This window comes from Methylomonas sp. EFPC1, assembly GCF_016925515.1.
GTDB lineage: Bacteria > Pseudomonadota > Gammaproteobacteria > Methylococcales > Methylomonadaceae > Methylomonas > Methylomonas defluvii.
Map to the genome: position 1 here is coordinate 4,252,958 of NZ_CP070494.1, position 21,961 is coordinate 4,274,918.

General features: G+C 58.3%; 15 protein-coding genes. All 15 read right to left on the reverse strand.

All coding sequences use genetic code 11. From position 1 onward, the window contains the following. Positions 1-6: 6 nt before the first annotated feature. Entirely contained in the window at positions 7-3,681 is a 3,675-nt protein-coding gene (locus tag JWZ98_RS19545; protein WP_205451435.1) for a hypothetical protein, read from the reverse strand. 494 nt (positions 3,682-4,175) lie between these two features. Beyond that, positions 4,176-5,867 (reverse strand): hypothetical protein, encoded by a 1,692-nt coding sequence (locus tag JWZ98_RS19550; RefSeq protein ID WP_205451436.1) that lies wholly within the window; start codon positions 5,865-5,867, stop codon positions 4,176-4,178. A gap of 13 nt (positions 5,868-5,880) precedes the next feature. After that, positions 5,881-6,783 (reverse strand): hypothetical protein, encoded by a 903-nt coding sequence (locus JWZ98_RS19555; protein ID WP_205451437.1) that lies wholly within the window; start codon positions 6,781-6,783, stop codon positions 5,881-5,883. 291 nt (positions 6,784-7,074) lie between these two features. Further along, positions 7,075-9,501 carry a phage tail protein gene (locus tag JWZ98_RS19560; protein WP_205451438.1) on the reverse strand — a complete coding sequence of 809 codons (2,427 nt, stop codon included), beginning with the start codon at positions 9,499-9,501 and terminating at the stop codon, positions 7,075-7,077. A gap of 9 nt (positions 9,502-9,510) precedes the next feature. After that, positions 9,511-11,682, reverse strand: a complete 2,172-nt coding sequence (locus JWZ98_RS19565) for a putative baseplate assembly protein (protein WP_205451439.1) — start codon at positions 11,680-11,682, stop codon at positions 9,511-9,513. 19 nt (positions 11,683-11,701) lie between these two features. Further along, the gene (locus JWZ98_RS19570) at positions 11,702-12,097 is read right to left on the reverse strand and encodes a GPW/gp25 family protein (RefSeq protein WP_205451440.1); all 396 of its coding nucleotides are present in this window, start codon (positions 12,095-12,097) and stop codon (positions 11,702-11,704) included. A gap of 2 nt (positions 12,098-12,099) precedes the next feature. Continuing rightward, the gene (locus JWZ98_RS19575) at positions 12,100-13,764 is read right to left on the reverse strand and encodes a hypothetical protein (protein ID WP_205451441.1); all 1,665 of its coding nucleotides are present in this window, start codon (positions 13,762-13,764) and stop codon (positions 12,100-12,102) included. A 6-nt stretch (positions 13,765-13,770) separates the two neighbouring features. Further along, entirely contained in the window at positions 13,771-14,412 is a 642-nt protein-coding gene (locus JWZ98_RS19580; protein WP_205451442.1) for a phage baseplate assembly protein V, read from the reverse strand. Beyond that, positions 14,409-15,455, reverse strand: coding sequence for a phage late control D family protein (locus JWZ98_RS19585; RefSeq protein WP_205451443.1), 1,047 nt, complete (start codon positions 15,453-15,455; stop codon positions 14,409-14,411). The genes JWZ98_RS19580 and JWZ98_RS19585 overlap by 4 nt, the downstream gene beginning before the upstream one ends. 351 nt (positions 15,456-15,806) lie before the next feature. Then, positions 15,807-15,974, reverse strand: coding sequence for a hypothetical protein (locus JWZ98_RS19590; RefSeq protein WP_205451444.1), 168 nt, complete (start codon positions 15,972-15,974; stop codon positions 15,807-15,809). 13 nt (positions 15,975-15,987) lie between these two features. Next, positions 15,988-17,232, reverse strand: a complete 1,245-nt coding sequence (locus JWZ98_RS19595) for a hypothetical protein (protein WP_205451445.1) — start codon at positions 17,230-17,232, stop codon at positions 15,988-15,990. Next, a complete protein-coding gene (locus JWZ98_RS19600) occupies positions 17,229-17,741 on the reverse strand; it encodes a phage tail protein (RefSeq protein ID WP_205451446.1) in 513 nt (170 codons plus the stop codon). Before JWZ98_RS19600 ends, JWZ98_RS19595 begins: the two co-directional genes overlap by 4 nt. Next, positions 17,734-19,236: a hypothetical protein gene (locus JWZ98_RS19605; RefSeq protein ID WP_205451447.1), complete on the reverse strand. Its 1,503-nt coding sequence runs from the start codon at positions 19,234-19,236 to the stop codon at positions 17,734-17,736. Before JWZ98_RS19605 ends, JWZ98_RS19600 begins: the two co-directional genes overlap by 8 nt. A gap of 15 nt (positions 19,237-19,251) precedes the next feature. Continuing rightward, positions 19,252-19,713, reverse strand: coding sequence for a phage tail protein (locus JWZ98_RS19610; protein WP_033157779.1), 462 nt, complete (start codon positions 19,711-19,713; stop codon positions 19,252-19,254). Between the two features lie 21 nt (positions 19,714-19,734). Next, the gene (locus JWZ98_RS19615; protein ID WP_205451448.1) at positions 19,735-21,915 is read right to left on the reverse strand and encodes a phage tail sheath subtilisin-like domain-containing protein; all 2,181 of its coding nucleotides are present in this window, start codon (positions 21,913-21,915) and stop codon (positions 19,735-19,737) included. Positions 21,916-21,961: the final 46 nt, after the last annotated feature.

Below are 21,961 nucleotides of genomic sequence, written 5' to 3' on the forward strand. Positions count from 1 at the left end.
GGTGCTTTACAAGCGCTGCTGCGTCAGCTTGTTCGCCACCACGCTGAAACGGGTGTTGATCTTCACACCGCTTTGCAGCATGTCGACAATGGTTACCTGGGTACTTTGCGGACTGTGATCTTCCACCGCCAGCACAGCCACCACCCGCTGTTCGGTATCCAGCAATTGCAACCGGGTCCCCGGCAACGGCGGCCTGTTCAATTTGACCTGCAAGCGCTCGCCGATTGCCGCCAAGCGCGGCGGCACATGCACATTCCCGCGAATGATTTCTTGCGGATCTCCCAGCGAAGCATGAATCAGTACTGCCCGAATCATATTGCGCATGGCGCTGCGACTGGCAGCGGAGGCATCGCGGTCCAACTGCCGAAACCACCAGGCGATCAATTCCGACACGGTGCGGGCGGCATTGAAATCATCGGCTTCCGCCCTATCCATGCCCGGCCACCACGACACGTCTTCGACGCGAATCTGATCGTCCTCGGCCAGTTGCCCCCATTGCAAACGTAGCGACGGCGGCAATAGATTGAGTTTTTCCAGCAGACAAGACTGGCAATGCTCCAGTTGCTCGCGCAGTTCGTGGGCTGGTTTGCGCAACGGTCCGGCCGTGCCGGCCAGATCTTCCAAAGCCAACACCTTGGCGGCTGCGGCCTGGGTTTGCAAGCTGCTAGCGGTAAAAGCCGGCAAACTAAAACTCGCCCATTGCTGCATCACGATCTGGGTTTGCAGATGCACAGTTTGCAAGCGGGCCTGCAAGGTATCGGTATTGGCCGGCGTCAGCAGGCTGGCGGGTCTGGCTTTGAAGCGGGCCTGACGCAGTTGACCGAGATAATCGAATTGCTGAAATGGAGGCAGCTTGGGCCGCAAGGGTTTTAAGCCGACCCAGTCGTCCATCGGAATCTCGCAGATCGCCGCAAAAAACGGATCCAGCGCCGCCGGCAAATCCACTTCTTCTTCCCAGTCGCAGCCGGGGACGATGTCCTTGCTGCTGCCGTAACGCAAGGCCAAGGGGTCGGCCAAGGCCGCGCTGACCGGCGTGCCGCGCACTCTGACGTAATACAAACCGCGCAAAGCCTTGGTTAAAATTCGCGTGCGTTCGTTGTTCAGAGCCCATACTTGCCGCCAGTCTTCTTCCAGCAAGCGCTGCGCGACGCCGTAGTCGCCGAGCTGTTCGACGCGGAATCTGTCCATGCCTTCCAGAGTTTCCCGCGCCACCCGGATCAAACCGGCCAGTTTGTCGATCTGCGCCAGTTTATTGGCTTGTTCGCGTAATTTACCTTGCAGTTTGCGTTCGATATTGTTGTAACGCGCCTCGAAAATCGCGATCCATTGCGTCAAAATCCGTCCGGCTTTGAACAAGGCATGATAGCGATATTGGGTCTTTAACAGACTGGAGCGTTGCGGATTGTTAGGTGCATTTTTATCCGCCAGATTATCCAGCACGCTCGGCGATTCCAGCTTACCGCTGCGCTCGAACGGATTGGTGGCATTCGCACTATCTCGATCATCTTCCACCACACCGATTGTTTCCATCTGCCTGCGCAAGGTGGCTGCGTCGGTGGGGTCGAACAAATCGGTCAGCGTGGCCAGCAATTCCTTCATTCCATAATAGGCCTTGGCATATTCGTTGATTTCCGGACTGATATGATCGATCACCCCAAACCGGTATTCTTTGGCCTCGAAAGCCGGCTTGCTGACTGCTTCCTTGGTAATGCGCGACAACATATCCAGGCGGTTTTTATTGATGCCCAATTCAAACGCCGAATAAGTTTGCGGCTTACTGGTCAATAAAAATGCCGACTTGGACACCGACGACGTGGAGGCCAGCGCGTTGCTCAATAAATTGTTGCTCAAGGCACTGCTGGCGCTGATTTTCGGCGCCGCCATCTTACTAACCGCGTTGTTGAACAGGCCTGCAGAGGCGGTGGCAAAAACGGCTTTAGGCGCGTTGCTGACCACACTTTCCGTGCTGACAGCTCTTTCGACGTTGTTGGGAATGTCGGTAGCGTTGAGATTGGCGTACGGCAACCAACGCGCCACCTGCAAGCCGGTGCCGTCGCCGGCCACGCCTCCGGCCAGGGCGGCCAAGGCCACGGTTTGCGAATCCAGTTGCTGGCGTTGCAATAATAAAAAGTCGCGGGTTTTCTCGACCCGGCTGCGGATCGCCCGAATCTGGTTTTCGATGGCTTCCAGTTCCACCAAGGCCACCGCGTACTGCACCACCAAGCCATCGTCGCTGGGCACGGCTACCGGCGGCGGATTGCCGTCTTCACCTAACCAATTGCGGTAAAAATTCGGCAGCGCCGGCACACCGTTGCTATAAGGATATGGTGTGCCGGGATTTTGCGGATCTTGTTGTTCGTTGTTGGCGCGGGCTATAACTTTCTCGAAAATTGTCAAAGGCAAGGCCGGCGGCATTTCCGGTTTAGGCAAATCCAGATTTTTGAATTGCGCCGGATCGAGCACCGCATGTTCGATAACGCCTATGCCGCCAGCCAAAGGCGGGGTGTTGGACGGTTCGACGAAATACAGCGCATCGAATTGCTGCCGCCATTTGCGCCAAGCCTCGTAAGCACGCATGTAAAACCGGAAAATATCGCTTTCCAGTACGCTGTCGGTTTGCGGAATGTCCAATAAATTAGGCCGATAATCCGGCTCGTTCACCGCCAACAGCAAGCGAATCTTATCGCCGGCAGGCTGGCGCAAATCGATTACCCGCCGGGCGATATGGCCGTTTAACAACTCGATCACCGCTTCTTCCGGCACTGGCACCATGTCTATGCCCAGATGACTTGGCAGCCAAAGCAGATTCGGCGCGGGCTCTGCGGGGTTTTGTAACCAGTCCAGCGGCAACTGGCCGGCAGCCGGTAGAAAATCCAGATGTAGATTGTCTTGCAGGAACTGCGGCAACGGAATCCCGGCATTAGCCGGCAAACCAGCGGCCTGCATGACTCGCCGCATCGCCGCGCCGCTTTGATTCAGCAAAACCCGGTAACCACTATTTGCCACCGCTTCGTAGCGGCCAGCTTCTTGCGAGAGCCAGGCGACACGGTAGCTGGCATCTTCGTTAGTAACCACCGCCAGCAAGGCCAGCGGTACGGCATGGCCCAGCTTGGCCATGAAACCGGCATCGACCCGGTCGGCGGCTACCCAGTTTTCGATGCGGTCGCGCGGCCAAGTGTTGACAGCGTTGTCGCTTATGTTGATGCGCTGTAGAGCCAGGCTGCCGGCCAACACTCTTTGGGTGTCGCGGGTTGGATCCAATTCGGTACGTTGGCAGGCATCGACGCCCGGCCCGTCGATTTGCCGGTCGCCGCGGGTCAGCATTAAATAATAAACACCCACCGCGCTGACGACCTGGTTGCGATTTAGGTAGGCGTCGATCAAATCCTGCCACTCGGCGCGTAGCGGATAGTACAACCCTAGTGCCTGGCCATTGGCCGCCAATGCCAGACCGGAACTGACACTGAAGCCCGGCTCGGCTAAGCCATTAGGGCCCAGTTGTAAATCCAGGCCGTGCACGATGCCGGCAGCTTTGCCCTGTAACACCATAGCCAGCCGCGCATCGGCATACGCCTGTTCGCGGTCGAACTCTTCCTCGCCCAGATGCCGGCCGGGGAACATGTGCACCCGTTGCAAGCTGCGGGAGCTGGCGATGGGGTTATGCAGCAGGATCATGGACATGATGGCTACTCCTTACTCTTCTTTCCATATCTGTTGGGGAAATTTTGTTTGCATAAACCTTCCCCGACCTGGAACAGCTTTTATTGTGTCGCTATCGCGACGGATGTTGTTGATGTCGGTTCTCGGACCGACAGCCGAGATACTTTCTTTTGTTTGCCCAAAAGAAAGTATCCAAAGAAAAGGGCACCCGAATGCCGCTTTGATCCTGCGCGCCGAAGTTTTTATCGAGGGTCGGCAGAAGGGGCTTCCCAGCCCCTCCGCCGACGTGCGGCATCCATGCCGCACCCCTTCGGGCAATTCTCGATAAAAACTCCGGTGCTCGGCGCGGCATACGGGATAAAACTCGTCTCCAACTCGAAGCTATTGAGTACTCATAAAAAGTCGAAACAGTCCCCTCTCCCTCCGGGAGAGGGCTAGGGTGAGGTGATATAAAACCGCCAATTTCCCCATCCTCTGAAAGCATTGCAAAGCAGCTAAATCTTTCTTAATCCCCGTCACGGCACCAACGCAGCCCATTGCCCGATTAAACCATTCTCCAAACCCAATCCTGCACCGCTCTCGCCAACCCAGGCGCCGGTGGTTTGGTTGGCTGACTTGGCGCGCACTCCTGCCACAAATGCTTCGAGATTGTTAGCCGCGGCCAGTTGTTGCAGGGTTTGCCAAATCACGGCGTCGTATTGGCGTTCCACCAAAAGCAAGATTCGCTGGCTGGCGGCGACCGATGTTGATTCATTGAATGACGCCTCCAACGCCGCTAAGGCCGCACGGCCGGCGTCGTCGCTGGGGGGGCGCAGCTCGGCCAGCATCGGGTAATTCACCCGTTTCAAGAAGACACTGTCCTCGTCGTCGATCAAGCCGCCGTCGTCGGCGGGGCCGCCCACCACTTCGGGCGGTGCCGGTAAAGAAGTACCCAACGCCAACACGATACCGCTGATCGAGGTTTCCGCCGCGCGGCTGGGTCGGCGCACGTACAACGGCGCGTTGCTGCCGAAGCGGTCCCAGATGGCTTGCCAGGCGGCCTGGTCGGTGTCCAGCGCATGCACCGGCCTAACCGGATACAGTTTCAGGCGTAGTAGATCCAGTTGCGGCAGCAGACGTTTATTCGGATCGAAATTACGTTCCAGTTGCGCGGCGTAATGACCGTAATCCAGATTGGACAGCGGCACTAGCACCACGATGTCCACCGGCTCGCCGTTGCTTAAATCGATGGGCGGCAAAGCCAGAGATTCGGCGCGGATCTGTTCCACATCGGATTGCCGTAAAGGTGCGATAGCGACCTGATAGTTTTCCGGAAAATAACCTTGCCGACCGTTGACCGGATCGACTGCCTCCTTGGGCAGAGTGCCGACCGGCGGCAATAGGGAAAAATAATCGCTGGCATGAAAATCGCCGGTCAGCCCGCCGCTACGACGATTGCTTAATATGTCGGTTAATAAGGCCTCATACTGCCGGGACAAATCGCTTTGTAATGAATCTATGCCCGGCTCGGCACGCAGGGGATGGCGCAGCAATTGCGCATCCAGCCATTGCGGCGCGCCTTCTTGAATCGCCACTAAACCCAGTGCCACGGCATCTTCCGGCAATAAGCCGTGCAATTGATCATCGCCAAGCAACTCCCGCATCAAACGCGCCCGAATCTGCAACGGACTTTGTTGCGGCAGCGGAATCGGCAAAGGCACCAGGCCCATTTGCACCGACTCGGTAATCATCGCGTATTGAAAGCCGCGCTTGGCGCTCAAATCTTTCGGAAACACTTCGGCAATGTCGGTGCCCACATCGACATAGCGCAGCACGACCGCGTACAAACCCCGGTTCAGATTCGAGAAATTGCCCTCGTTCAAGCCGCTAATTAAGGCCCGGTCGCGCAAATTGACGATGAGCCGGCTACCCAGCTCCAGCACCCGGCCGGCCGGCGTCATCGCCATGCCCGGTTCCAGCGTCAGCAAACCGGTGAAGCGGTCGAAGCTCAAGGCCAAACCGGCGACGATGCCGCTGCCCAGCACCCGGCCCAGCTCGCGCAAGCGCTGATCCAGATAGATTTGATCGCGGGTCAAGTCTTCGGCGGTCAGCAAGCGGCCGTCGAAATAATGGCTGCGGGTCAAGCGCGGATCGATGTCGGCGACCTGATCCAGCGCCAGCCCGGCGGCAATCGGATTACCGAGAGGTTGAAATAAAATGTCGCTCATAGTCCCTCCATGATCAAGGCTGGCGCGCCAGCCAGGCCAATTGGCTGGCGGTGGCCAGGAACGGCCGCACCAAGTTGTTGATCGAGATTAATTGCGGGTTGACCAGAATGGCGTTGACGTCGGCGACGCTGATGCTAATCCTGGCCAGCAACAAGCGGGCGCCCTCCTCCAACTCGTCTTGCAGTTGTTGGGGATTAACGCCGTTGCCATCCAGCGCGTGCAGCAAACGGGCATGCAGCGCCAGTTGCGCACCGGCCTGAGAGTTATCGTTTTGCACTTGCTGCAACCAGGCTTGTTCGGCGGCCGACAGTGCCGGCATCGCCGCCGGCAGCCCCTGATGGCAAGCCCAAGGTTGATAATCATCGTCTGCCGCTGGCGGCGGCAATTCCGGAATCAATTCCAGGCGCACGCTGTCGGCAGTGCGGCTGGGTTGCACCGCGTCGGTACTGAGATTCAGCTTGCGCGCCAGCACCGGCTGCATCGCCACCGGGCAATCTTTTTGCCGCACGCAGATTTTCAGCCAAAGCAGGTTATCGGCGTCGCTGTAACCTTCACGCAGATGGCTCTCGGATTGCGCGGCCAGCCAGTCGCCGAGATTGATGCAATAAGGCTCGTGAATCAACACCTCGCGGCCCAGACCGTCGATGCCGATGCCGGGACTGACCAGCAATCGCACCGTCAGATTGTCGGTGTTATTGGGATGCGTGGCCGGTGTCATGCTGACCACCATCCCAGCCAGCGTGCCGTAACCTTGCAGCCAGTATTGATGGCGAGTCAGGCGACGGCGATGGTAAGCCTGCTCGTCGCGGGTGGCTTCCAGACCCAGCATCATCCCGGCCTCGTAAGCCACGCGGCGCAATGGTTCGGACATACTGGCGTCCTGTTCCAACGTGGTGAAATCGTCTAGGGTATCCATGCGGCCTCCGTGTGTGGTGCCCAATAGGAAATGCCAAAATCTCGGTATCCGGCAGCATAAATCCCCTCGCCCATCGGGAGAGGGCAGGGTGAGGGACTAAAAACAGTTGGATCACATTGATCGATCCCCCTCACCCCAACCCTCTCCCGCGAGGAGAGGGAGCTTCTCCCCCTGCCGCTGACAGGAACCGGAATCAGACAAGCCGGTTGCGCCGTGCCATTCGAAGGACTCAGCCCAAACGGAAGCACTGTGATAAACAGGGCCTGGTTGTTAACCAACCCAGGAAAACCGCTAAGCCTGCGCATTAATGTCCTCCGGTGAAAATGCCGCCGGATTTTTCAAGATCCCCTCGCGGCCCAGATAAGTGTCGTCCAGCGTCACGCGGCGGAACGGCGGCGCGGTTTCTATAAAGGTATCCATGCCCAGCAGCGGCGCAATACCTAGCACGAAGGGATGTTCGGTTTCGATGATCCGGTATTGCAAATGCGCCGGTAGCTGTTCCGTCAAAATGTCTTCCACAGCAGTTCGCAAACTCACCGCCCGCCCGTGTAACAGGATACTGACTTGATGCGCGTATTCCTCGAAAAACGCTTTGACCTGCGCCGCCTCGTCAACTGTCGCCAACTCCGGGGCGAACAAAGCCAGAAATTGCCGGGCATCGCTTTCCGACAGAATCAAGCTGTCGCCGACGATGCTGTTGCCGCTCATGCCGGTGCCTAAAGTTAAAGGATGATCGCCGTCATCCATGTCTATGCCCAGTATCGTCGCCATGGTCCGCCGCAAGCGGAAATTCTCTAACACCACGATTTCGCCGCGCTGCACACCGCCGTCGCTGACGATGTCCAAAGCCAAATTTAACCCCGCCAACGTGCCTTTGTATTGTTGAATCAAGGTCAAGTCCCGCAGCCAGCGCCGCTGCCGGGCTTCCGGCCAATGGCTTGGCAGGCGGCCACCGACGGCCTCGGCCAACCAAGGCAGGTTAGCGACAGGGGTCGCCTCCGGAGCAAGCAATTGCTCGCTGGCGGCAATCCGGCCTTCCAAGGGGGTCAACACGCCTTCGAAGGCTGCCAGCAAACGCTCTCGCACATCAGCGCCATTGGCCGGACCGACGGCTTGCGCGGGGTCGTAACTGAGCTCCTGCCGGTAAAATTCCGGAAAATAGGCTTCCTGATAGGAAAACCGCGGGTAATAGACTCTGATGGCATGCAATGCCGGACTTTGCCGGCCGTCGCCGCGCAAGGTCACTTGAATTTGTAGATAACGTCCGCGCAACTGCCGTACCGGCCCCGTCGGCTGTTGCAACAAAATTTCGAACAGACCGCTGGTGCCGAGTTGCTGGCCGGCCAGACTTGCCGCGAACGGCAATTCGGACGGCAACGGGTTCCATAACGGCGCGGGTTGCTCGATAGGCTTGGGCCGAACCGCCTGTCTGCTGGCAAATACCCGCACCGCAATCTGAATGTCGCAGCCGGGAGGGATGCAGGCATCCAGATACAGCCGGTGCCATTGGGTATCGACTTGGCCGGAATCCAGTTCGTGCAGCAAGGCCGTACCTTCCAGATGAAACTGCGGGCGGCGCAAGGCGTGCAGTTCTCTGGGGCGCGGCACAATCTGAGGAAAATCCGGATCTGCCTCGGCTTGATAACGCAACTGGCCGTCGGCGCTGCTGACGAAACGCGACACGGCTTGCGACAACATCGGGTAGCGTTCATACAGCAAGCGGGCCTGGCCGGTGTTGGTTTCGTTATCCCAATGGAGGGTCAACACCGGGCAATCGCGTTGCGCAAAATTCAGATCATCCGCAGCGCGCGGCACCAAAGCCGCCAGCCGGCCGCTGTCGGGTAAAGCCGAATCGGCAGCCAGCGCCAGATCGATAGCGAACGGCAATTCCGCAGGACAGGCGTAGGCTTTGAATGGCGCATCAGCTAATGCCGATAAAGGCCGCGTCACTATGGCCTGCGCCCCCATACCGTCGTGGCACAAGATAAAAATCTGCTGCAAATCGCAACATAGCGCCAGCGCCTGCATACCCTCCGGCAAGGCTTGCTGCCAAATTCGGTTTAAGGGATGCGGATTGGCCTGCTCGGGTTCGAAGCGCACCGGTTGCGGCGTGTACGGCAAGGGCAATGCTTCACCGCTGCACAACATCAAACCGGAATTGCTGATCAACCAGATTCGCTGCTCGGCGTCTACACATGCCCTTACCGGCATTTGCGACGCCGCGTCCTCACCTTCCGCATTGCCCCATGCACAGAAAGTTTGCCAACGCCGGGCCAGATGAAACAACAGCAAACCATGCTGATTATTGCCATCGCTGAACGGCAAGGCCAATCTGCCGTCGCCGGCTGGTTGCCCGAAGTCCGGCTTGCCGCTGCTCGCGACCGCCGCGAAAGCCATATCGGTAAAGAGGCCCTGAGGCGCGACGACATCCCGCAATTCATTGTCTTGCAAAGTCAGATAGCCTCGACCGCTATTGAATTCGACGCGAGTACCGTCGTCGCTCAAACGCCCAATCTGATTAAAACTGTCCAAGGCCAGCGGCGCACTGTTCTGCCACGCCAGCAAAGCCGCCGCCGGATCGGAGGCCGGCAAACGCAAAGCCTGATTTTGCGCCAGCGTCAGCGCCTGCAAACCGGCATTCCAGCTCAAATGGCTGGAGCCCTGTTCGAAATCGGCCTGGCCTTTCAGTAAAAAATACGAGGTGTTGTTGACGTCCATCGCTCACCCTCAACAAATGTCCGGTATTACCGGTACAGCCACGCCCAGACTGTCGTCCGGGGTTTGGCCTTCCAGCAAACCAATACCGTCCGGCAAAGCCGGCGTGCCGGAACCGCTGTCAGCGCGCACACCCACCAGTTCCGGCAACTGGTATTTAGTCAGGCTGATCGTTTCGTCGGCTGGCAAGCGGCGCCAGCCATTGCTGCCGCGTTGAAACAGACTCAAGCTATTCACGGCCTGCACCCCGGCCACCCGCGCGGCTTGAGTCAATAATTCGTTGGCGCGCACCGCACCGCCCAAGGGCCACCCAGCACCGCGCGCGCCGCCGGGCGCCAGGGGCCACAGATATTCCAGCAAAGTCTGCTGCACTTCGCGCAGGGTTTGTTGCTCGGTTTCAATGTCCCGCACCTGAACTTTTACACTGACGGCAATAGGCACGAACTCAGGGCTTAACACATACAGTTCGGTGCCGACCATGGTCCGCTGCAATAAGTAGGCAAACACGTCCTTCAACAAGCCCTGATTAGGTTTGGGCGTGTGACCCACAGCCGGCTCGGCCGGCGGCAGCACGAATACGCTGACCACGCCCGGCACGCCGTCGCGCGCCGCGCGGATGCTGGCGCCGGGCAGAAAACCGACTAATACTTCGGCGCGGGCTACCGGATTCAGCGGATTGGCCTCGGTGATGATTTTAAAATCCTGCTGGGTCACCGCCCGATTGCGATGGGTCAGAAATTGCGGGATGCGTTTTTCGGCTTGTTCGACCGTCTCCGCATCCAAACCACCTTGCAAGGACCATTCATGGCGAATTTTATAGCGCGAGCTGCCGTTAACCACCTCTTTGATGGTGCCGGCGGGGATATTGCCGGCGCTGCCGCCGCCAAACAGATAAGCCGCGATACGAATCCGGCTACCCGACGGCGGCCGGCGTCCGGTCGTACCGTCACCAAAGTAGACATAGCCGGACTGCGGATTGAGCCGATACACTCTGGCATCTGCGGCTTGACCGGCCAGAAAGGCCACCTGTTGCCAACGCACCCAGGCGCCGTTTTCCTCGACATCCAGTTGCAAGGTCGCCGCCTCGATATTCTGATCAGGCAATACCACCACCTGATCGGGCTGACCAGTACCCATGCCCACCAGTAAATCCTGCTGCAAACCTTGCGCAAGTACATCGACGGCGTTCAATCCCAGATAGCCCAGCTGTAATTTTGGATGCTCCGGACAACGCAAGCGTAACCAAAACGCCACCCGGCCGGCTTCGACCTGATCAGCCAATTCCGGCGGCCGGTCGCCAAAACCACTGAACATCGGATCGGTGGGCACAAAAGCCTGGAACAGCGCCGGATTTTTGGGTAAGCGCAAGCGCACCACGCCGGTTTGCCGACCGCCTTTGGAACTGTCGGCCAGCACATCCAAGGGTAGATAAATCGTTTCGCCGGCCTCGCCGGTGGAAACCAGCTCCCAGATCAGCTTGCGCGGATTCAGCTCGTTGATCGCTTCGCCGTCCAAATCGTCGGCGGGCGCGATGCCAATGTTAAAGGCGATACCAGCTAGATGGCTGCGCAGCAATACAATTTGGCCTTCCAGTTGCCGGGGGGCGATGCAGGCCAGATAAAAGCTACGATCCAGGCTCCCGGTTAAATCCAGCACTTCCTTAACCGGCTCGAAGCGGCGCGGCTGAAACGGCTCCGGGCGTTGGCCGTTGCGCAATCCATACTGCTCCTGCAAATCCTGCAAGGTCAAACCCAGCGCGGCCAGATCGGCAGCCTCCAGCTTTTGTTTGATCAACACTTGCAAGCTCAGGCAGGTGGGTTGCAATTCGCCAACCGCCGTCAAAATCTGTTTGCCGGCCCGCAGCTGGCTGCCATCCGCCAGCAATGCCGCCGGCAACACGCTGGTCGGCCCTGCGTCAACGCTGACGATGCCTTTGGCCGGCCGGGCGGCACGCACCGGAATTTGCAGCAAATTCAAAAATACCCGGCGCTGGCGCTCCGGAATTAAATTGGCGCGATACAAAATCGTTTCGGTCAGCCAGGCGAACAAATCGACAAAGCTGTTGAGCGGGTCGCCGGGGGCAATCTGCGTCAGTTCCGGCAAATGGTTAGCCAGCCGCGCCTTGGCCTCGGCAACCAGGTCGTCGAAGCGTCTGTCGTCTAAATTCGGTACCGGTAATGGCATAGCGGCCTCTCTTGCAGCCTCAAGCCGGCAGGCTCAGGTTTAGCGTGAATCCCAGTTCCGCCGGACGCTGGCTGTTACGCAGCCGGTAGCGGATATTGATATGCACATCGGCGACGCTGGCCGGACTGGCCTGCACTTGCACTTCGTCGATTTCCACTCTAGGCTCCCATGTCTCCAGCGATTTGCGCACCACACCGGCAATCAGATGGCGGGTGGTTTCGTTATTAGGTTGATGCACGAAGTTTAATAAACCGGCACCAAAAGTCGGGCGTTGCAAGCGTTCGCCGCGCCGAGTCAGCAGGATATTCAACATCACCTCGCGGATGCTCTGATCGTCGCGGGTCCAGCTCAAGCGCCCGTCGGCATCGATATTGCCCAGCGGCCAACTGATAATCTCGGGTACCGGCGTGCGCATACTTAATCTCCCTTGATTTTTGGAAACGGCAGGCAAATCCGTACCCACGGCAGCCAGAAAAACACGATATTCAGCAGCGAGATCATGATCATCAACAAGATCATCGCCACCAGCGTAATCACCGGCAAGCTAAACGAACAAATCCATTGAATCCCAAAGTCCGGGCCTGACGTGTCTTTGACCGTGTCTTCGCTGGCGCCTTTGTTTAATTTCAGTTTGTTCATTAAATCGAAGGTATCAGCGGGCGTGATCATCGCCGCGCCCTTGGCCAGACCACGGCGCAAATCAGCCAGCGACGGCATCTGGATCAGCGCCGGCCGACTGGCGTCCGGATCGAAGGGCGCGGCGACTCGAAACGGTATGCTGCGGGTGTCGGCATTGGCCCATTGAATCTGTTCCTGGCCGAGCTGGTTTTTGGCGCGCACAAAGGCCACTACTTGATAAACATCGCCGGCATTTTGCGCGAATTTTGGCAAGGGGATTTCCTTGACCTTACTCAGTGCTTGGTCGCTAAGGCGTTGCCCCAACAGCACGCGGATTTCCTGGGCATCGGCGGCCAGCAGCAACAGCGTCAGATTGAGATTGCCGACGCCATTGGCATTCGGCAAGGCCGGTAATGCCGCCAGTTTGTCCAAGCCGCCGACCGCGTCTATCGCTTGTTCTTGTTGAATCAACCAACGCACCAACGGGTTATCGCCGCCCATCGCAAAGCAGGCTTGCAGATAACTAAACAAGGTTTGTTGCCGATACGGCGCGAACAAGCCCTGGCTGGTTTCGGTATAGGCTTGGCTTAGCAAACCGACCGGCAGTTTGGCTTCGTCGTACAGCCACAACTGCTGGCATTGGTTTTCCAGCGCGGTGTTCTCGGCAATGCCGGCTTCGCCGAGGTGATAGCGGTTGACCAATATTCTCAGCAATTCGAAAAAAGCTTTACTGGGCAAGCCTTGCACCAACGGCTTGCTGTGTTCAGTCAGCCAGGTTTGATTCAGCGGTTGCCGATAACCGAACGGCCAGGGCAACATCGCCGCCGCGACGTTGGCGGTTTGCGCTTGGTCGGCACTATCAAAAGCCTGACCAACATCGCGCAAATAATAAAAACCGCCCAGCGGCAAATAGCCGAACAACAGCGTGTGGGTTTTACGCTTGGCATCGCTGGTTTTTAATACATGCAAGGGGTGCACTTCCTCGCCGCTATAGGCCGCCTGATCATCGCGTTTATGCAGCACGCCGTTGGCGCACAAGCGGCGATGCAAATCCGGGTCGCGCAATTCGCTGGGGGCGTCTTGCCAGCCCAAGGCCTCGCCGTCTTCCAGCATCCAGGCCTGTTCACGGCCGCCGCTGAGCCGGCGAATCACGAAACCGGCCGAGCTGATTTTTTGCGGATCCAGCGCCGGCTCGCCGAAGCGGTCGCAGACCACTTCGCAACTGACGATATGAAACGCCCGATGCAGCGGTAATCGCAGCACCGGCTGTTGGCCATGACGGCTGTGGCGCTCTTCCTGCTGCCAGGCGTTGAACTGCGGCAAATCGAACTGGCGGCGCTGCATGTCCTGCTTGAAGCGGTTGATGAACTCCGCATCCAGATAACGATGCAAGCCGCATTGTCCGCCCTCCTGATAAAACGGCGGTTTCAGTTTAATGGGATGCAGAACTTGTTCGGTTTTCATAATCCCTTACCAAATGTTGCCGGCGCCCGGCGTGTAGGAACTGCCCACCACTGAAGTGGCGATCACCGTGTCGGCTTGCACCACACCGCTGAACTTGGACATACTGGCATTCACCGTCACCATGCTGGCGTTAATGGTCACCGTACTGGCATTGACCGTGACGCTGCCGCTGCTGCGCACTGCAATGCCTGAGCTATTAAGGGTGACGCTTTGGTCGGCGCGCTCGATAACGATTTCCCCGCCACCTGCTTCGTCTATCGAAATCTTGTAACCGGAGCGGGTACGCAACTCCACTTTCGGGCCGCTACCGTCGTCGAAATCCAACACGGTTTCCTGCGGCGTACGGATCACGTAATGATCTTCCTGCGGGTCGGCCTCTGCCGGCACGCTACTGCTTCCAGCCCAGACGCTGCCCAGCACCAACGGCATTTCCGGGGTGATGAAAGCCAGCACCACAATTTCTTCCAGGCGCGGCACGAAACTCGCGCCGTAACCCTGACCGGCTGATGGTGCGACGACGCTGGCCCATAATTCCATCTGCGTCGCCAGCAAGCGCACCTTGATGCGGCCACGGCTGTCCGGGTCCGTGTTATCGGTGACTTGCCCAAGTTGCAAACTGTGCAGATTGCCTAAAGCATGGCTGTTCATGACTGCCACCCGCCTTTGTTGACTTTAAGATGCGTTTCGAAGCCGCTGTTGTTATCGAAGCGGTGCACGCAATGCACAATCTGGTAGCGGCCTTTCAGGCGCGGCGACACGCCATCCAACTCGATCTCGCGGCCAGGTTTTAAAGTCGCTTCGCCTTGGCAAACAATTTCACCTTGAATAAAGCGTTTGGCTTGGCGTTTGAATGCGGCCTTGGCATAGGCTTCGGCTTCGCTGCTGGTGCCGGGAAAGGGCTGCGGGACGATTTCCGGGCCGGGCCAGCTCAGATTGCCTAAAGCCGCCGCCGCGCTGGTGCCGGTGGGCGCCGGCGTCATTGCGTCGGCCGTAAAATCCACCGGGTCGGCGCTAGCTAGGTTATAGCCATTGACTTGGCTGCTGAGCGGTTGATGATTCAAATCGGCGATTAAGCGCACTTTCAGGGCGCTGTCCTGGGCGCTGAGCTCGACCGGGTTGGGATCGGCTTCTTCGGCCTTGGCCCGTAGGGTATTCCCCTCCAAGCGTACGGCTATGTCAAAGCGATTGCCGATGCGCAGCAGAAAGGCCAAATCACTTTCGTTGAGTTGATGCCAGGTGGCGGTGATACTAGACAACGACGCATCGGTTTGCAGGCCCGCCTCGCCGGCGATGGCTTGCACTAGTTCGTCCGGGCTTTGATCTTCAAAGCTACGGTTATGCCGGCTGCGCGCCAGTCTATGCAATTTGTCTTGCAACAGCAGCGCGATGTTGGGCGCGCCTTCGCCGTAGCTTTCTTCAATGGCGGTAATCTCGCCGCTAAACAGATGTTGCGGAGTGTCGCTGCCCATTTCGATTTCCACGCCGGCACCCAAGGCAATGTCGTTCAAAGTAAAGTCGGGGTCTTGCCCGCCTTCCGGCCTCCCCCAATTGGACAGCTGCAATTCGGCATGCGCGCAGCCGTGCAAGGGCAGATTAACCTGCATCGCCAGCAAGGCCTGTTGCAGATCTTCGCGTTTTTCGCCGTCGATCTTGATCGTCGGGCGGGAACTGGTGAAGGCGGAATCGGGCATAGTGTTGTTAGTTTGTTTTCTTATTGTTTTAGTTGGTGTCGCTAACGCGACGGTTTTTCTAATGTCGGTTCGCGGACCGACAACCGCGATACTTTCTTTTGCGTCGCCAAAAGAAAGTATCCAAAGAAAAGGCGACCCGGATGCCGCTTATTCCCTGCGCTCCGAAGCTTTTGAACGGGGTTGCCGAAAGGGGCTCCTGCCCCTTCGGCAACGCGCCGCATCCATGCGGGGCGCCCCTACGGGCGGATCCGTTCAAAAACTCCGGTGCTCGGCGCGGCATACGGGAAGGAAACCCTTCCGCCACTCAAAGCCTCCTAAAATCTTTGTACAAATCTCCTTACCCACATCTATTCAATCAATCCTCAACCTGTCTTGCCTCTGCCTGATCAACTCCAACATTTGCGCCAGCTCGATCTCAGCCGGCGCCAACGGTGTCTGCTGCGCGGTCGGTTGTTGTTCGGCCGTTTCGGTGACGCCGTCTTGCACGTCTAATATCACTTCGTCTATCAATACCGGCATGTCTGATTCCTGCTCAATCGAATCCAACGCCAGTGTCGGCGGAGGCTTTTAATAAACTGCTGACCGATACGCCGCTACTTTTGCGGCCCGCAGTTGCTGATCCTGCTTGGTTAGCTGCAGCGGTTGACAAAGGTCTCTCGCCAGTAAGCGCCGGGGCCAATGGCCCGCTTTGACTGCTACTGGCGGTTTGCATTGCTGCTGGTCTTAACAACGTACTGCCGGTCTGCATATGGGCGGCATTCAGAGTGCCCTTTTTCCCAGCCGGGTTAAACGCACCTTCGATGCCGGTGCCCAGGCTGGCGGAGTTGCCGAATTTGAACGCCGGACTTGGCGATGGCGCTGCTGGTGGTGCCGCTTTTGCCCCCCCTGCACTATTGACTGAACCAGCACCAACATTCACCGAGGCTGACAAGCTTGCCGAAACATTGGCGCTGATACCGCCGCTGATGTTGACACCGGCACTTACCCCAAATCCCACGCCGCCGCTAATCCCTACCGAAGCACTCAAGCTCAGGCTAGGCACCGCCACCACCGATAGCGACGGCATTCTGGGCGACTCTATGCCATTAAACAGCGAGGTATCGCGCCAATTGCCGGCATCTTCGCCGCTGCCGCCTGGCACCGGCGCGGCATTCTGTCCGGAACCGCCTTGCGGGCCGGCTCCGGTCGAACTCAGGCTGGGGGTATTGCGGGAGGCTTGTTCTACGGCCCGGTTACGGAATTGATAGCGGTCTTCGCTGAGCTTTAAGGACACGGTGGCGCGCAGCGGCCGGCCTTCCGGCGAGAAGAAATCCAGGGTTTCGTCGAAGCTTTGCACCAGCCCCAAAAACTCGAACGCGCCCCATTGAAATAAACAGCGCTTGGGTGCCTTCATTTTTTTGCCGTCTTCTACCGGCTTGATAAAAGTATCAGCGATTTTTTTGGTCTCCAAACGCACGTCCGAACCTTGCTCGATAGCTTTCTTGGCGCTGCTGTTGCTGCCGGCACTGCTGGCGGTTTGCCCGCTACCCTGGCCCGCGCCGCCGGGCGCTTCGATATACGTGGTATCAAAAATCAATTCTATGGTCAGATTGGACGAGCTTTTATCGACGAACTGCGCCGAGCGGCTGTTGCCGTTGCGGGCGTTTTCTTTCAAGGTGTTAGACAGGCTGACTTTCAGGCTGGACGGGTTGAATTGCACGTCAATGGCGTTATCCAAATCAGGACTATCGTTGTCACCGTTGACCGGAATCAGTTTGCCGCGTTCGATGGCTATCATGCCGCCCCCCTGCCTTGCGTGCTGGCCGGCGCCGGCCGCTGCAATTCCAGGCCTTGATGCACCAGCTGCAATTCTTCGATGGCTACCTGGCTGGCGGTGGCCGACAAATCCGGGCCTTTGAATTTGGTCGGCAACACCCCGTTAAGCTTCCAGACCAGCACCGCGTTATCGGTGACGTTGCCGCCGCTAACGCTGGGATTGCCGAACACGATAATCTCGCCGCTCAGGCGGTAGCCGTAATTGGCTTGGCTGGTAGTGATGTCGAACCAGGACCATAAATCGTTGATGTCGGTGACGCCGCGTTTCAAAATAATCGGCGCGAATTTGGTTGGCCCGCAGCGGTGATGTTCGCCCCAATTATGGCCGCCCTCGTTGATCACTTTGGGCTCCATCGTCGCTTCAAAACCGGTCACTTCGCTGAAATAGCCGCTGCACAACAAGCTGCTCTGGTCGCTGTTGTACAGATTAACCTTAAAGCGAAAGGCGACAAATTCGCTAACTTCAACCATCGACCACCTCCGAGCGCCATTCGCCATTCAGATTGGCAAAGGTCAGAAACAGCCTGTCTATCGGAAACGCCGGGGCCAGCATGATTTCGTAAAGCATCGCACCTTCTTGCGGCGTCGATTCACGAATCGAAAAAGCTTGCTCGGCGGACGCGCCGCGCAAGGCGCCCTGGCTGTACAAGCGGCGGAAAAACTGTTCCAGCAGTAAACGTGGTCGCGGGTCGCGATAATCCAGATTAAAGATCAATTGCTCGCCCAAGGCCTGCAATTGCCGGCGTAAAAAGCCCAGAAAACGCATCACTTCCGCCGAGCGAAAACCATCGTAGCGCTGGCGGTCGAACGGATAATCAGCGTTCGGCAAGGCCGGTACCACCAGACGCTCGTCATCAAGGCTGAGCTGCGCGCCACCGCTAACCGCGTTGCGGTAGTTGAGCACGCTGATGCCAGGGTTATCGCGCAAACCAATCGTTTGAGCGATGGACAAACGCGGGTAAGGCAAAGCGTCAGTGTTCAAGGGCTTGGCCGCCATTGAGCGCCAAGGACCGTCGCGACGGGCCACCGCCGCCTGCTGGCCGGCGATCAAGCCGACCGGGGTATGCAAAGCAAAGCGCGGACCGCGTAGATAGGGAAACAAAAACTGCACATAGCGCAACGCTTGCGCGGTATCCGGATTGCTTTGATAACTGGCCAGTGCGCTCAACGCCGCCGGGTCGAGCACCGGGCTGTCCAACTCGCCGGAATACGCCAGCGGCAAGGTAAACAGACATTGCAGATCGGGCCGATGGCTGCTAATAAATTGCAGCATGCCGCGCAACACCTGCGGCAATTGCCAAGGCGGCGGCATATCGCTTAACTCGCTGCTGTACCGGCGTTCGCGGTGATCGTCATCGGAATTTTGCGTGCAAGGCAGAAACTGCGGGTCGTTGTTTTCCAGGCGTACCCTGGGAATATCCGGCAGACGCGGCGGAATTTGCAGGCGTTCCAAATCGGGAAAACTCACCACGCCCAAAGCCGGAATGACCAGCACACAAGCCAAGCCCTGAAGAGTAGTAACATCGTGCAATTCCGTTTTGTCGGCAGGCAGGAAACCGGCTTGCCCCGAGCTTTCGGGTATCCGCACCACCCAGAGTTTTTCGCCGCCGTTGGCGAAAAAATCGTCAACCGCCAGGCCCAGCCAGGCTTTATTACCAGCCAGCAGGCTGACATATTGGGTGGTGGCGGTAAGCGCATCCGGGAAAATGTCGTGAAATTCGGCGCTGGACTGCAAGGGTATCGGTAGATGGTACAGTTCGCTGACCGCACCGGGCAGCAGCAAGTCATCGACTGTCTTACCGTATCCGACCGCGCGCATATCCTCCAGCGCTGCCGGCAATTGCAGCAGGCGCTCAAGCCTGACCCGGCCCGGGCAATGCCCAAGCATGGCCACTTCCAGCGCCGCGATCCGGCGTTCAACCGGCCGTGGCGTCAGGGCGATGCGCGCTCCGGCTAGCCATTCCATCCGCTGTCGCTCCGGCTAGCTTTGGATGATGGTTTCGACCGAGAGCACCAGCTCTTCCATCGCCACGTCGCTGCCGCCCTTGGCGGTTAAGGTCGGCCCGGTCCATTTGATAGGCATGGCCCTGACCAGTTTCCAGGTGACCACGGCGCTGGCGCTGGTGGGATCTTCGTTTTTAAGCTTGATCACCACATCGCGCTTGGCGGTCACATCGCCGCCGCGAATTTGCTCCAGCCAACTGTAAATGTTGTCCGCACCGATCACGCCACGCTTCAACGTCACGTCGCCGGCCTTGTTGATGGCCGGGATCTTGCGCACGTAATTGACCGCGTCGTTGCCGTTACGGTATTCCGCCACCGTCACTTCCGCATTCAAACCCGACACTTCCGAAAAGCCGCCCTGCACTTCGCCTTCGCTGCCGTCGCCCAGGTTGACCAGATAATTGAACACCCCATAGGGTGTTTCGCGATATGTAGCCATGATTTATCTCCAGTCCAGGGTTCAGGCGTCGGCGGTTTTTTGGCCGATACGGAAAATCACGAATTCGGCCGGCTTCAAGGCCGCCACGCCGATTTCGCAAACCAAGCGGCCGTTGTCCAGGTCGTTTTGGGTCATCGTGCTGCGGTCGCAACGCACGAAATAAGCGGTTTTGGCGCTACCCCCCAACAGTCGGCCGTTGACCCACTCGTTGTATAAAAAGCTTTCCACGGTCTGGCGAATGTTGTCCCACAAGCGCTCGCCGTTCGGTTCGAACACCGCCCATTGTGTGGATTTGTCGATGGAACGCTCCAGGTACAAAAAGTAACGGCGGACGTTGACGTATTTCCATTCCGGATCGCTGGATAGGGTCCGACCGCCCCATACCCGATGCCCGCGTCCTGGAAACGAGCGCAAACAGTTGATGCCGTTGGGATTCAGCAATTCCTGCTGGAAGCGGTTGATTTCCTGGGCAAAACGCAAAGCGCCGATCACCGGTTCGTTAGCCGGCGGCTTGTGCACGCCGCGCTGCACATCGGTATTGGCGTAGACGCCGGCAATAAAGCCGGACGGTGGCACGGTGATAGTGCTGAGCAGGCCGCGCGGATCGGCGATGACCACCCAGGGGTAATAAAGCGCCAGTCTGGAATCGTCGAAGTTGGAACGAAACTCGCGCACTTCCGACAGCGCCATGCCGTCGCGGCTATCGACGATGCCGACCCGGTAACGCATTTTTAGACAGTGTTTTTGCACCTCCGCGACGATGGCTTGATGATTAGTGGCGTCAGCCGCCGCTGCCGGAGTCATCACGATGGACACATCCTCGATATTTTCCAAGGCCACGAAACCGCTGCTGCCGTTGACCTCGTCTTCCACGCCGCCGTATTGCACGGCCCCCGGCACGTTGCCGTCGCTGCCGCCGGACAGATTAATCAAATAACGCGGACCTTGAACCGACATGGGGCCGGGATTTAAGCCATCCGACTCGAACAAGCTGTACAAGGCTGCCACCACGTCGGCGCCGCTGATACCGGGGCTGAGGGTGCAACTGACCGGACTGGTCAATTGGTCGTAACGCTTGTCCGGCGTCACGGGCATTACGGCGCTGAGGCTGTTTTTTGCATCGGGGGCGCTGGAAATATCGCCGTAACTGTAAATTACCGGGCCGTCACGGCCGCCGGCATGTACGGCAATATCGAAGTTGCGCTGCACCACCACCGCCCGCACCGTATTCGGTGCAGCAGCCAAAGCCGCCAACGGCAAGGTGATGTCGGCATTGACGCCCACATTCAAACCGCCGCCGTCCAGCACAAACTCGCTACCGGCCGCATTTAACGTGCCGCGCAGCGCGGTCAGGGTGCCCCAATGCGCCGCGCCGGTATACACCGACAAGTTGGTTTCCGCGCTCAGGGTTAACACCGCCGACGTGCCGTTAGCCAAGGACCCGCTGCTGGGATTTTTCGCAAACACCCGTGTGTAGCTGACTGCAACGCCCGGACCGTTTACCAAACCGGCCGTCATCAATACGCCCTGACTGCCGTCGGCCTGGCCGTTGGGACGTAAGGCGGTACCGCCCGCTGCGACATCGTCGGCGGTGTCCAGTTCGCAGCGGTTATTGACGATGACGAAATGATCGCCTTCGCGGCGCACCAGGGCGCGGACATTTAAAGGAAAGCGTTCGTCGGGGAATTGCGCGGCGATACCGGCCGAGCGCACCGCATTGGTCAGGCCGATGGCATTCAGAAACACCACTTCGCCTTCGGCTGGCGCCGAGGTAGCCTCGGTTTTTAACAGATTTTCGCTATCGCGCCACAGAAGTTCCAGCGTGAAATCGCCCATTACTCCCGGAAAGCGGCTGCTGAAACTCAACACATTCGGCACGGACCGCGTCGACACCCCTGGGGCGTTTTGCGGAAAATTGCCGACCCGCGACACATAGAGTTGTTTGCCGCCGCCGTCGAAAAAGGCTTTCGCGGCAATCGCAGTATGGTTAAGCACCGACGCGCCGGCCAGCGTCAGATTTTGGATGTCGCCGTAGATGCGGGTGAATTCGCCAAAGCTAGTCACTACCTCGGGATTGCCCCGCAACGGCCCGAAACGGGTAGGACCGACCACCGCCGTGACACTGGTCCCCACCCCTTCGATCGATTTGGCGCGAAAGCTAACTTCTTCTACAAACACACCCGGTGCAAGATATTCAGGCATGCTCCCCTCCTTAATTTTTATGTGGACCAGCGTTTAAAGGACAAAC